Genomic DNA, 12975 nt, shown 5'->3' with positions numbered 1-12975 from the left:
AATTCGTTAAGTTTAGCCCGCTGAGGCGGGCTTTGTTGTGAAAGAATAGAGGAATCAGAAGCAAATGGAACCCGTTAAAATCGGCATTATTGGGGGAAGCGGACTCTATCAAATGGAGGCGCTTAAAGATATCGAAGAAGTGCCGATGAATACCCCCTTTGGTTCTCCTTCGGATGCGGCAATCATCGGGACTTTAGATGGCATCCGGGTGGCTTTTTTAGCCCGTCATGGTCGTCACCATAGTTTGATGCCTTCGGAAATTCCGTTTCGGGCTAATATTTATGCCCTAAAACAATTAGGAGTGGATTATATTATTTCGGCTTCGGCGGTGGGGTCTTTGAAAGAGGAGGTGAAACCGCTGGATATGGTGGTTCCGGATCAGTTTATCGATCGCACTCAACATCGGATTTCCAGTTTTTTTGGTGAGGGTATTGTTGCTCATATTGCCTTTGGGGAACCTGTATGCGATCGCCTTGCCGAAATTCTTGGGGATGCAGTTGCCAGTTTGAATTTAGCGGAGGTTAATCTGCATCGCGGGGGGACTTATGTCTGTATGGAAGGTCCGGCTTTTTCCACTCAAGCTGAATCTAATTTGTACCGCAGTTGGGGGGCGAGTGTCATTGGCATGACGAATTTAACCGAGGCCAAATTGGCCCGGGAAGCGGAAATTGCTTATGCGACTTTGGCCTTGGTTACAGATTATGACTGTTGGCATCCGATGCATGATAGTGTAACGGTGGAGATGATCTTGGAACACCTCCATGCTAATGCCGACCATGCCCAAAAAGTGATCCGAGAAGTAGTAGGGCGGTTGGGGAATAATCCGCCGGAAAGTAAGGCGCATTCGGCGTTAAAATATGCTATTTTAACACCCTTGGATCGAGTGCCGCCTCGGATTAAGGATAAGTTAAAGGTGATTTTGCAGAAATATTTGTAAGCTTGATTGGGGTAGGGTTTGGATCGCTGCCTCTACCGGGAAAGGGTTTGGATTTCTTGTTCTAAGTTACGGCGGGCAGTCGCCTCTCGTTGCTCCAACATCGGGGGAGTAAAATAGAGGCGATCGCGCTGTAATATCCCTTCCAAAAATTGGGTTCTCCCTCGGCGATAGTCGGCTTCTGAAAATGCTACAAATTCTCGGCGAATGGCTTGGGTGTAAAACTGATATTCTGAGGGTTCTGCCCCCAAAATTGCCCAATCTGCATCGAGAAAAATTTGAATATCCAATTCATCCGCTGCCGCTTCATGACGTTTCGTCCTGAGAATCAGAGTTTGGGTGGCGGCAATCGTTGAGGCGGGAAAGTTTAATGTGGTTAAGACTTCCCCAGCATATTCCGCACTTTTTTCCTCATTATCATGGGCAGTGGGGTCATAAATGGCATCATGAAACCAAGTGGCTAGATAAATAGCGGGGAAATCCCGGGTTAGAGATTTCATCTGGTCCAAGGTTTCAAGCAGCAACTGGATATGTCCGAGGTTATGATAATATCGTTGCGGATGACAATAGGTAGTTACTAAATTAAATAAGACTTTTTTACCGAGTTTGCGATCGGCAGAAAACTGTTCTAACAAGGCATCCCAAGTTAATTTGAGGCCCAATCCATCTACATAGCTCATGAATCCCCGCGATCGCCCAAAATAATCGTTTCAATACAAATCGTCTCCTCGGTTGTAGCCTGCAACTGCTGTAACTGTCAAACTTTACCCGAGTGATTTTCTACAGGCATCCTAAGCAGCAGAGGACCGTCCGCAGATTTTTCTGGGAAACCTTCACCGTTACCGGGCGATCGCGGTAATCCTCCCCTTCTTGGTGAATATCCCAGAGACTCTCTCAACTTTCCTAGGGCCAGGGTGCGATTAGCCCGGGGAAGTTGCCATGAAAGTCCCGATAGAATTGTATGATATAGTATATCTCTTATTAACTATCTTCTTGTATTGTAGGCTACTATGTGGAAAAAAGAACTCTGGCTGGAAACTCAGTTCATTAACAATTTTTATCCGGGTCCTCTCCATAAATTAGTCTTTATAGATTTAGAATTTTTCCCCGTTTATATCACGGCCAACAAAGTTCAACAACGAATTTTTGGTTATACAATTACGCGGATTTTAGAAACCAACGATTCTCAATATATTAAAATTCAATTAATTGAAAATCATCGAGAAGAAAAATATCTTATCAAAGAAATAATTAATGATTTAAAACTATTGCAAGACAAAATTTTTGTCGGATTCAATATTATTAACAGTGATTTATATTGTTTAACCAAGCGAATCCGCTCCTTGAAACTCAAGCCGGACATCAGTCCTTTAACCATTTTAGATTTATACGACCCCAAACAATCTCGATATCGGGGTGGATTAAATGGATTATTTGAATATCTGGATATTACTATTGATAAAGAAATCAATGGCCTTTATATTCGCCGTAATGCCAAGCGCGTCCTATCTCAGAAAGAAAATTCTAGTGAAATTATTAATAGAATTTACGAATATTGTTTAGAAGATGCCAAAAATTATTTTCATATTGTCTCTAATTGGAAACAAAAATTTACCCCTTTAGATCCGAATACTTTCCTCCAGTATGAGTTTAAAGTAAAACGCTATTAAACCCAGTTGAGTTTTTGCAAAATACGGGTGTGATCCCCCCAACCCCCCTTAAATAAGGGGGGCTTTTTAGAAAACTCAACTCGTTCCAAAGAGGTTTAAAATGGATTGCTTCACCCGAACCTTAAAAAGCCTCTATTCCTTCAAACTTTTGAGTTTGTAGGGCATTGGCTGCTTCTCCACAGGTCCGGGGTGTGGGAAATAGTTTATCCGGATTTGCCAATCCTTTGGGATTAAACACGCTACGCACCCATTGCATGGTTTCTAAATCAATTTCATTAAACATTTCGCTCATGTAGCATTTTTTATCGGCACCAATGCCATGTTCTCCGGTGAGACTTCCGCCGACTTTCACGCAGAGTTTGAGAATTTCTCCGCCTAGTTCTTCCACTTGTTCTAAAGCCCCGGGGATAGCATTATCATACAGAACTAAGGGGTGGAGGTTACCATCTCCCGCATGAAAGACATTTGCCACCCGATAGCCATATTTTTGGCTGAGTCTCTCGATTTCTTTTAAGACATAAGGCAACTGAGTCCGAGGAATGACGCCATCTTGAACATAATAATCGGGGCTTAAATGTCCCGCTGCTGCAAAGGCGGCTTTGCGCCCTTTCCACAATTTCATACGGGTTTCTAAGTCATTGGCGGAAGTGATATTTCGCGCCCCATTCTGCTTGCAAAGTTCAGAAATGCGTTTTTTATTTTTATCAACTTCCACCTGCAATCCATCAATTTCAACTAATAAAATGGCTGTGGCATCTCGGGGATAGCATCCGGTGGCAACCACATCTTCTACGGCATTAATGCTGAGGTTATCCATCATTTCCATGCCAGCGGGAATGATGCCTGCACTGGTAATGGCAGAAACTGCCGCCCCGGCATCTTCAACGCTGGTAAAATCGGCTAAGAGGACGCAAATGGCTTCCGGGGTTTTGAGAATGCGAAGGGTGATTTCTGTGGCGAGTCCTAATGTACCTTCGGACCCTACAAATAAGCCCGTTAAATCATAACCGGGCATTTCGGTGAGTTCTCCTCCCACGTCCACAATGGAACCATCAGGCAGGACTAATTTTAGCCCTAAAACATGATTGGTGGTGACACCATATTTGAGGCAGTGAACGCCCCCAGAATTTTCGGCAACATTGCCTCCAATGGAACAGATAATTTGACTGGAAGGGTCGGGGGCATAATAAAATCCTGCGCCGCTGACAGTTTGGGTGACCCAGTTATTAATTACTCCCGGTTGGACGACAACTCGCTGATTTTCTAGGTCAACTTTGAGGATTTTTCGCATTAACGAGGTGACGATTAACACGCAGTTTTCAATGGGTAATGCACCGCCGGAAAGTCCGGTTCCTGCACCTCGGGGTAACCAGGGAATGTTATGGCGATCGCAAATTTTAATCGCTTCAGAAACCTGTTCGGTGGTTCGGGGTAATACCACTAATGCGGGACGTTGGCGGTAGCTGGTTAATCCATCACATTCATAAGTGAGGAGTTCTTCTTTTCGTCGGACTACTCCATCTTTGCCAACAACTCGCTCAAATTCTTTAATAATTGGTTTCCAGTCGCGTTCTGCTTGGGTTTTTTGGGCCAGCATGGTAATTGTTCCTAACTTAGGGTTTCTGAAGGGTTAAGGTTAAATTATCGTCGGATTTAAGCTAAATTTTAGGCAGCATTGCCCGCCATTTGTTATCCCACGGGTTGCCGATCGCGACTCTGGGCGGAAGCAGCAGAATAGCGATTATCCGAGGAACTTGTCCAACTGAGCACTTGAATTCCATTGCCAAACGTTGCTTCCCCAACTGCGGCAGAAAGTTCGGCGATCGCTTGACATTCGGGATGAGCCGCAATAAAATCTTGTTGTGCTTGTTGTACCGTTTTCCAGTGACCATTGTTGACAATCACTAAGGCGCGATCGGCTAAAAAGTTTTTCATGAACAGTAAGCCAATCAGTTGCGATCGATAGTCATAAGCACAATCATAAAAATAAACCCCTACTTTAGGCGTCGGTTGGCGATCGCGCAGATCCAGAAGAAACGTTTCAAAGTCCTCATTATAAAACTCCACTCGATCCACCACCTTAAATTGAGTTAAATTCTCAATCAAGGTTTCATAACTCTCGCTACTCTCATCCCATTCTGAAAAATTATCCACTCCATAAGCTTGGCGATCGCCTTGATCCAGCAATGCGCCAATTAAACTCGACCCTTGATAGGTGCCAATTTCACAATAAATTTCCCCGGGTTCCAGACAAGACACCGCCAAATTGATTAACTGCATCAAATTTGCAGTCGTCGTCCCTTGGACGCGATCGAGTACCTCCTGGAACTTGTCAGAACAGGGTTTGACTGAATCTTGACCCCAATTTTCATACTGCTTAGGAAGCAGTTCAATAAACTTAAGATAATCCATCAATTCACCTCGGAGAATGTGGGGATTCGTATCCCGCTTAATCAGACTGTTGCCTGGTGGTTATAATTTAACATAACTTGTTGTCCTCTTCCCTCTTAACCCCTCTCATCCGGCCCTTTTAACGGTCCACATAATTTTCGATCGCCGCTTTCCAAATCAAGTAGGCAGTCCCATTCAAATGTAACCCATCTAAAGTGTAGCGTTCATCGAGTTGTTGATTTTCATCGACAAATTGACGATGTAAATCAATATAAGAATAAGAGAAATTATCGCTTAATTGTTGCAATTGAGTATTCAGATTTCTAATCAGTTCATTGCTAGGGCCTTCTTCAAAAAGTCTGGGGTGGATGGGTAGAACACTTTTTACATAAACTTCGGTTTGGGGGGATTGTTGTTGAATGGTTGCTAAAATCTGTTGATAATTAGCTAAAATTTCAGACAAATCTTTTTTTCTGGCTAAATCATTAATGCCAATCATCAGAAAAATTTGACGCGGTTGAGAGGCGAGAATGGGATTTAACCGTTCCAAGACCCCATCGGTTGTATCGCCAATAATTCCCCGATTCAAAATTTGGGGATGATTTAAAATCTCGTTCCATTCACAGGAATCCGTTAAACTATCCCCCAGAAAAATAATGGGACGGCTGACTTTTGGGAGACCTTCAAACACACTCCGGCGATGTTGATAGTAAATATCAGCCCAGGAGGGAGAAGAAGTTTCTGGGGGAGTTGTGCCGATTTGGCTTAAAATGTAGGAAATTCCTCCTCTTTTGGCAATAAAGACCCCGGCTATAATCAAGGCGATCGCATTGAAGGTTAAGGATAAAATAAACTTGGGTTCAAACTTAGCAGATTTCATAAACCGTACTTAAACTTGGTTGAAATAGTCCTTATTCCCGCTTCTGCCTCGTCAAGAAGTGACCGAAACAGAGGCAATTTTCGGCTGTTCAAGAAACCCTTGGACTCGATGCCATACCCGTTCTAGCAAATCGGGCTGATCCACGGCGAACCATTCAATCGTGCGATCGCCTCGGAACCAAGTCCGCTGCCGTTTGGCAAATTGGCGGGTATGTAATGCCGTCAATTCCTGCGCTTCTTCCCGAGAAATTTCTCCCGCCAGATATTGCTTAACTTCAGCATATCCGAGAGTATGCAGCAGGGGTAAGTTCGTCCCATATTTTTCACAAATTGATTCCACCTCCGCCACAAAACCCGCATCAAACATTTCCTGAGTGCGAATTAAAATTCGGCGATCGCCCTCTTGGACCTCCGTACAATCTAAACCAATCTGTAAAATTGGATAACTGGGGGGATTTTCTCCTTGTTGTTGAGAAATTGGGCAGCCCGTGACGTAAAATACCTCCAATGCCCGTAAGGTTCTGACCGAATCGTTGGCATGAATTCGGGTGGTACTCTCGGGGTCCACCTGTTGTAGCATGGCATAACATTGACCTTGACCCAACGCCGCCAACTGCGATCGCAACTGGGGATTAGGGGCCACCCGGGGAATTTTCAACCCCTTAACCACTGCTTTTAGATATAGACCCGTCCCTCCCACCAACAAAGGCACCTGATTGAGTCCCTGAACCTCGGCGATCTCCTTCAGCGCCCGGTCCTGATAATCGGCAACGGTCAAATTATCCCTCGGATCACAAATATCTAGGAGATAATGAGGGACCAACAGGCGATCGGCTACGGTGGGTTTAGCGGTCCCAATATCGAACTCGCGATACACCTGACGGGAATCTGCACTCAAAATTGGCGACCCCAGACGCTGGGCTAAATCCAACGCCAGACCCGATTTCCCCGTCGCCGTCGCCCCACAAATCACAATTAATCCAGGCATGATCGTCATTTGTCCTTGGTCTTATGTCCTTGGTCATCCTCCCCATCACCCCCATCCTCCCCATCTTCCCCAATCCCCCCCTGCATCCCCCCAAAAAATTTCTCTTCTAATTGCGCTATCATCGCTGACAACCGTTTAGTGTTATAATTTTGATAGTTTTTGGTATTCTGACACTTTGTGGGCTGCAAAAGCCCGATTAATGGAGCTATCGTGGTATGACCAGCAACTACAGCGCTGACCAAATACAAGTTCTTGAAGGACTCGAAGCAGTACGCAAGCGACCGGGGATGTACATCGGGACCACCGGACCCCGAGGACTCCACCATCTAGTTTACGAGGTTGTGGACAACTCGATCGATGAGGCGCTTGCTGGCCACTGTACCCATATTGAAATCGAGTTCAATCCCGATGGCTCTTGTACCGTAACCGATGACGGTCGAGGTATTCCTACGGACATCCATTCTAAAACAGGAAGGTCCGCCCTGGAAACGGTGATGACCGTCCTCCACGCCGGTGGTAAATTTGGAGGAGGCGGTTATAAAGTCTCTGGAGGATTGCACGGGGTTGGGATCTCCGTAGTTAATGCCTTATCAGAATGGGTGGAAGTCACGGTTTGGCGGGAGAAAAAAGTCCATACCCAACGGTATGAACGGGGTGCAGCCATTGGAGAATTGGAAGCCAAACCGATTAAAGAAAATCGCACTGGAACCTCCGTTTGCTTTAAACCGGACCTGCAAATTTTCAGTACCGGCATTGAATTTGATTACAGCACCGTAGCGGGACGATTGCGCGAACTGGCCTACCTGAATGCTGGGGTTAAAATCACCTTTTCCGATAATCGGATTGACCTGCTCAAAAATAATGAGCCAAGGGTTGAAACCTATTGCTATGAAGGTGGAATTCGGGAATATGTAGAATACATGAACCGAGACAAACAGCCCCTTCATGAAGAAATTATTTACGTCGAAGGCGAGCGTAATAATGTTCATGTGGAAGTGTCGTTGCAATGGTGTACTGATGCTTACACCGATAACGTCCTTGGGTTTGCCAACAACATCCGGACCATTGATGGAGGAACGCACCTAGAAGGACTGAAAGCTGTCCTGACACGGACTATGAATGCGATCGCCCGCAAACGGAATAAACTCAAAGAAGGCGACTCTAATCTCGGCGGTGAACACGTTCGGGAAGGGTTGACTGCCGTAATTTCCGTGAAAGTGCCAGACCCGGAATTTGAAGGGCAAACCAAGACCAAATTAGGCAATACCGAAGTGCGGGGAATTGTCGATTCTTTAGTGGGTGAAGTGCTCACGGAGTATTTAGAATTTCGTCCCAGTGTGGCAGATGCGATTTTAGAACGGGCCATTCAAGCTTATAATGCCGCAGAAGCTGCCCGACGCGCCCGGGAATTGGTTCGCCGGAAATCGGTTTTAGAATCGTCCCCCCTGCCTGGAAAACTGGCGGATTGTAGTACCAAAGACCCCAGCGAAAGTGAAATCTACATTGTAGAAGGGGATAGTGCGGGCGGCAGTGCCAAACAAGGACGCGATCGCCGCTTCCAAGCCATCCTCCCTTTGCGCGGTAAAATCCTGAATATCGAAAAAACCGATGATGCCAAGATTTACAAGAATACCGAAATCCAAGCCTTAATTGCTGCCCTCGGTTTAGGGATTAAAGGGGAAGAATTTGACTCCTCACAATTGCGCTATCATCGTATCATCATCATGAGCGTAGCGGGAGACGAACCCACCCTGGTCATGGATGACAAAGGGCAAACTGAGTTCGTCAAAATTGGTCAATTTATCGACGAGTGCGTAGAAGGGCGTCGCAGTCCCGAACGCTATCGCGTGGTGTCCTTTGACCCCGTGACCCATGCCACCCGCTTTAAACCCTTGAAAGCGGTGATTCGACATGGCCATGAAGAAGCCATGTATAAAATTACCACCCGGTATAATCGCTCAGTCAAAGTCACCTCCTCCCATAGCGTATTCGTCTATGAAAACGGGGAAGTGATTCTCAAAAAAGGGAACGAAGTCAAACCGGGAGATTTGTTAGTCGCCTCTCGACGGTTACCGCGTCCGGCAGAAAGTCCAACCCGGATTGATTTGCTGGAGACCTTGTATCGCGCTGGACTGACGCGATCGCTCTACTTAAAAGGCGAAGATGTGCGCCGGATTGCCAGTCAGCGTCTGCTGGCTAAAGTTGCCACCCCAGGGGAATGGAATGACCCTCGGGTGGAATTGGAAGCGACGGCATGGCAACAACTGATTTCCCAACGGAAAATGGCCGGTATCACCCAAAAACAGGTGGCAACCGTCTGTGGTGTCAAACAACCGATTACCATCAGTCATTGGGAACGGGGGATCAATCGTCCGACGTTACCGAACTTTTTGGAATACCTAGAGGCGATCGGGGGGAACGAGAATATCGTTTATGAAACCGTCCCTTCTAAACTCGATCGCCTCTTAGCGCAGGATGATACCAGCAAAAATGCGCTGTGGCGTGAAGTCAGTGCCTACAAAGCATTTGAGTATTTCACCCCCAGCGAACTGATTCAACTTGGGGAAGCGGTGGAAATTGTCCCCCAGGCGCATCAAGATAAAGCCTTTAATCGCTATTTGCCGATTACAAAGGAATTGATGAACTTCTTGGGGTGGTATGTCGCCGAGGGAACCCTAAGTAAACACCAAGTTAGCTTAAATCTGGGTAAAAAAGATGAGCGGTTTATTCCGGCATTGAGTGAGGCGATCGCCACCACCTTCGGAGAAACTCCACGGCGCTATAATGACCCGGACAGTGATGGCATTAAACTCTACTTCCATAGTGTTGCTGCCGCACGCTTATTGCAAGCCTGGGGTTTAGCCAAACCCGCCCATGAGAAGCAACTGCCCGATTTAGTCTTCAGTCTCCCAGAAGACCTGCAATTGGCCTTTTTGGAAGGCTATTTCCTCGGAGATGGCACGATTGGCACCAATAACTTCTCCTGGACTACCAATTCCCCCGCCTTGAAAGAAGGGTTGCTGTATCTGTTCGGACAACTGGGGTTAATTGCCACTGCCACCGAACATCAACCCTCCACTCCAGCGGATGCGCCGATCCAAACCCGCCATCCCTATTACACCCTGACCATTTGTGGGAAAGAGCAAATCGCCTTCTGTCAAGCAATCTGGCAACATCACGCCTATGCACCGCAGTTGGAGGACCATTTAGCCCGTCCCACTCGCAAAGCACAGGATTTCGTCCCCATCAGCGATGATTTAATGGGACTGAAAGTAATATCGGCTGAAGAGATTGAATTAGTGGGTGACTATGTTTATGACTTCTCCGTAGAAGGGGATGAAAACTTTGTCTGCGGAACTGGCGGGTTATGTGCACATAACACCGACGCGGACGTAGATGGAGCCCACATCCGGACCCTGCTTCTCACTTTCTTCTATCGCTATCAACGGGAAATGGTGGATCAAGGGTATGTTTATATTGCTTGCCCGCCGCTGTATAAAGTAGAACGGGGACGGAATCATTTCTACTGTTACAGCGATCGCGAACTGCAAACCCTGATCCGCAACGAATTCCCGGCGAATGCGAACTACACGATTCAGCGGTTTAAAGGGTTGGGTGAAATGATGCCTACTCAACTCTGGGAAACCACCATGAATCCAGAAACTCGCACCTTGAAGCGGGTGGAAATTGAGGATGCGGCAGAAGCCGATCGCGTGTTTACGGTATTGATGGGCGATCGGGTCGCCCCCCGTCGCGAATTCATCGAAACCTACGGTCCTCAACTCAAACTCATGGACCTGGATATTTAAGGGTTCTGGGTTTGATGTCCTGAGTCAAGGGAAAGGTGAGTCACCGGAATCTACTCAGGACTGAGGTCATTATTAGGGAGAACATCCGATAGGATAGGGGCAGTATATAAACTGCCCCGCCTATAACGGATAAATAGAATAGACTGGCGCGTTGAATATCAGGAATTGTCCGTTGAAATTGTCACTATTTGAGGATTATCAGCCGATCGCTGCGATCGCCGTTACCCCTTCTGGGGTCAAACGATTACTATCTCTGTGTGATGCCACCGATGCTATCCTCTGGATACCCGCATCTTGTCAAGGTGCGATCGAGGGGACGACTCACCCCAAAGTGCAGGTTTATACAGGTTCATTGACGGATCATCTCGCTCAGATTTGGCCGGATTGTCGCGCTTTGATCTTTTGTTTAGCAACCGGCGCAGTCGTCCGGGCGATCGCACCCTTGTTACAGCACAAGTCCATCGATCCGGCAGTGGTGGTGGTGGATGAAGCGGGGAAATTTACCCTTAGTTTATGTAGCGGACATCAAGGGGGTGCAGACTCCCTGACTCAGGCAGTCGCTTACCACCTCGGTGCAACCCCCGTCCTCACCGGCGCATCATCGGCGTTGCAATTGCCGGGAATTGATGTGCTAGGCGTCCCCTTTGGCTGGACCAGAGGGGAGGGTAATTGGACGGCTGTCAGTGCGGCGATCGCCCGTCAGGAACCCGTAGAAGTCATCCAGGAAGTCGGTTGTACCCTCTGGCAAGAGAATTTACCCGAGGATCATCCCTTTGTCCTAGAATCGCCGGATAATTCCAAACGCCCCAAGGCAAGAGTCTGGATTAGTGCCATTCAGCGCCAATTTGCACCGGATTCTGAATTTCCAAAGGTGCAGTGGCATCCGCGAGTCTTGTGGGTGGGAGTCGGTTGCGAACGAGGAACTTCGCGGCGGGTGGTGGAAACGGCGATCGCCCAAGTTTGTCAGTCTCATCATTTTGCACAAGGTGCGATTGCCGGGATTGCCACCATTGATATTAAAGCCGATGAAGTGGGATTATTGGAGTTGTGCGAGGCGCGTCAGTGGCCGTTAAAAACCTTTGCCTCAGAGGTTTTGAAGTCCGTTGCCGTTCCCACCCCGTCAACGGTGGTGGAACAAGAAGTGGGGACTCCCAGCGTGGCAGAAGCAGCAGCGATCATGGCGGCACAAGAGTGGAATTCCCCGGGTGAAACGTCCAATTCTCTTCTCGTTTCTAAGCAAATTTTTCGCCTAGAGGGGGAACCTGGTGCCGTAACCATTGCGATCGCCCAAGGGGAGAGAGAATATACCGGACGTGAGGGAAAACTCTGGTTAGTGGGAACGGGTCCGGGTGCGTTAAACCAGATGACTCCGGCAGCACAAACCGCCATTGCCACAGCAGATTTGGTGATTGGTTATACTCTATATATTGATTTAATTAAACCCCTCTTGCGTCCGGGTCAACTGGTGCAATCGTTGCCGATTACCCAGGAAAGACAACGCGCAGAACTGGCGATCGCTTTTGCACAGGGGGGATTAACCGTTGCTGTGATTTCCTCTGGAGATGCAGGAATTTACGGCATGGCGGGATTAGTTTTAGAACAACTTCGGGAGGGGGGTTGGGATGGCAAAACCCCAGGGGTACAAGTCTTTCCCGGAATTACCGCCTTACAAGCGGCTGCCTCTCGGGTAGGAACGCCGTTAATGCATGATTTTTGTGCGATTAGCCTGAGTGATTTGCTGACTCCTTGGGCGATGATAGAAAAGCGGCTAGAAGCAGCAGCAGCAGCCGATTTTGTGGTGGCGCTTTATAACCCGCGATCGCGCACTCGAACCGAACAGATTGCGATCGCACAGGGGATCTTTCTCAAGCATCGAAAAGCCGATACTCCCGTGGCGATCGTGCGATCGGCGTATCGAGAAGACGAACAAATCACCCTCACCACCCTAGAACAACTCCTAGAAAATCCCATCGATATGCTCAGTACCATCCTCATCGGTAATCAAAGCACCAGTCTCTATGAAAATTGGATGATTACCCCCAGAGGGTATCTCGGATTCGAGACCCCATAACCCCTTCCCTTGCTTCTCCGGTGTCCCTAAAAAGTCAATCTAGCTAAAGCCAGAAACCGGGTTCCTTCACTAACTTTTTGTGAATCAGAAATCAATGGCCTGAAACCCGGTTTCTGTTCCTACTGCTTCAGGACTTACAAAATCTTTAACATACAACCCTAAATGTAGAGGCGATTCGCGAATCGCCTCTACATTTAAGCTAGATCCTCACCGCAAATTGAAAGGGTTAAATC

At 47.4% G+C, this 12975-nt stretch carries 9 protein-coding genes; 4 read left to right on the top strand and 5 right to left on the bottom strand.

The features are described from left to right. Nucleotides 1-64: 64 nt before the first annotated feature. Nucleotides 65-937 (top strand): S-methyl-5'-thioadenosine phosphorylase, encoded by an 873-nt coding sequence (locus NG792_RS22085; RefSeq protein WP_261199686.1) that lies wholly within the window; start codon nucleotides 65-67, stop codon nucleotides 935-937. A gap of 32 nt (nucleotides 938-969) precedes the next feature. On the opposite strand, the gene NG792_RS22080 is transcribed toward NG792_RS22085, so the two are convergent. Then, nucleotides 970-1614: an HD domain-containing protein gene (locus tag NG792_RS22080; protein WP_261199687.1), complete on the bottom strand. Its 645-nt coding sequence runs from the start codon at nucleotides 1612-1614 to the stop codon at nucleotides 970-972. A gap of 330 nt (nucleotides 1615-1944) precedes the next feature. On the opposite strand from NG792_RS22080, the gene NG792_RS22075 reads away from it, so the two are divergent. Continuing rightward, nucleotides 1945-2604: a ribonuclease H-like domain-containing protein gene (locus tag NG792_RS22075; RefSeq protein WP_261199688.1), complete on the top strand. Its 660-nt coding sequence runs from the start codon at nucleotides 1945-1947 to the stop codon at nucleotides 2602-2604. 121 nt (nucleotides 2605-2725) lie between these two features. Here the strand turns inward: NG792_RS22075 and glcD are convergent, their stop codons facing one another. From glcD to miaA, 4 genes are all read right to left on the bottom strand, one after another. Further along, a complete protein-coding gene (gene glcD / locus NG792_RS22070) occupies nucleotides 2726-4201 on the bottom strand; it encodes a glycolate oxidase subunit GlcD (RefSeq protein WP_261199689.1) in 1476 nt (491 codons plus the stop codon). 92 nt (nucleotides 4202-4293) lie between these two features. Continuing rightward, nucleotides 4294-5016 carry a class I SAM-dependent methyltransferase gene (locus NG792_RS22065; protein WP_261199690.1) on the bottom strand — a complete coding sequence of 241 codons (723 nt, stop codon included), beginning with the start codon at nucleotides 5014-5016 and terminating at the stop codon, nucleotides 4294-4296. Between the two features lie 118 nt (nucleotides 5017-5134). Continuing rightward, nucleotides 5135-5875, bottom strand: coding sequence for a GDSL-type esterase/lipase family protein (locus NG792_RS22060; protein ID WP_261199691.1), 741 nt, complete (start codon nucleotides 5873-5875; stop codon nucleotides 5135-5137). A gap of 51 nt (nucleotides 5876-5926) precedes the next feature. Continuing rightward, nucleotides 5927-6862 (bottom strand): tRNA (adenosine(37)-N6)-dimethylallyltransferase MiaA, encoded by a 936-nt coding sequence (miaA, locus tag NG792_RS22055; RefSeq protein ID WP_261236816.1) that lies wholly within the window; start codon nucleotides 6860-6862, stop codon nucleotides 5927-5929. A 215-nt stretch (nucleotides 6863-7077) separates the two neighbouring features. On the opposite strand from miaA, the gene NG792_RS22050 reads away from it, so the two are divergent. Next, nucleotides 7078-10671 carry a DNA gyrase subunit B gene (locus tag NG792_RS22050; RefSeq protein WP_261236796.1) on the top strand — a complete coding sequence of 1198 codons (3594 nt, stop codon included), beginning with the start codon at nucleotides 7078-7080 and terminating at the stop codon, nucleotides 10669-10671. 172 nt (nucleotides 10672-10843) lie between these two features. Then, the gene (cobJ, locus tag NG792_RS22045; protein ID WP_317619521.1) at nucleotides 10844-12742 is read left to right on the top strand and encodes a precorrin-3B C(17)-methyltransferase; all 1899 of its coding nucleotides are present in this window, start codon (nucleotides 10844-10846) and stop codon (nucleotides 12740-12742) included. Nucleotides 12743-12975 lie beyond the last annotated feature (233 nt).

This window comes from Laspinema olomoucense D3b (assembly GCF_025370785.1).
GTDB lineage: Bacteria > Cyanobacteriota > Cyanobacteriia > Cyanobacteriales > Laspinemataceae > Laspinema > Laspinema olomoucense.
This window is presented reverse-complemented; position numbering and strand designations above follow the sequence as displayed.

Excerpts from the sequence above, each read along its gene's own strand:
- NG792_RS22085 (WP_261199686.1), top strand. The coding sequence starts at position 65 with ATGGAACCCGTTAAAATCGGCATTATTGGGGGAAGCGGACTCTATCAA.
- NG792_RS22080 (WP_261199687.1), bottom strand. The coding sequence starts at position 1,614 with ATGAGCTATGTAGATGGATTGGGCCTCAAATTAACTTGGGATGCCTTG.
- NG792_RS22075 (WP_261199688.1), top strand. The coding sequence starts at position 1,945 with ATGTGGAAAAAAGAACTCTGGCTGGAAACTCAGTTCATTAACAATTTT.
- glcD (WP_261199689.1), bottom strand. The coding sequence starts at position 4,201 with ATGCTGGCCCAAAAAACCCAAGCAGAACGCGACTGGAAACCAATTATT.
- NG792_RS22065 (WP_261199690.1), bottom strand. The coding sequence starts at position 5,016 with ATGGATTATCTTAAGTTTATTGAACTGCTTCCTAAGCAGTATGAAAAT.
- NG792_RS22060 (WP_261199691.1), bottom strand. The coding sequence starts at position 5,875 with ATGAAATCTGCTAAGTTTGAACCCAAGTTTATTTTATCCTTAACCTTC.
- miaA (WP_261236816.1), bottom strand. The coding sequence starts at position 6,862 with ATGCCTGGATTAATTGTGATTTGTGGGGCGACGGCGACGGGGAAATCG.
- NG792_RS22050 (WP_261236796.1), top strand. The coding sequence starts at position 7,078 with ATGACCAGCAACTACAGCGCTGACCAAATACAAGTTCTTGAAGGACTC.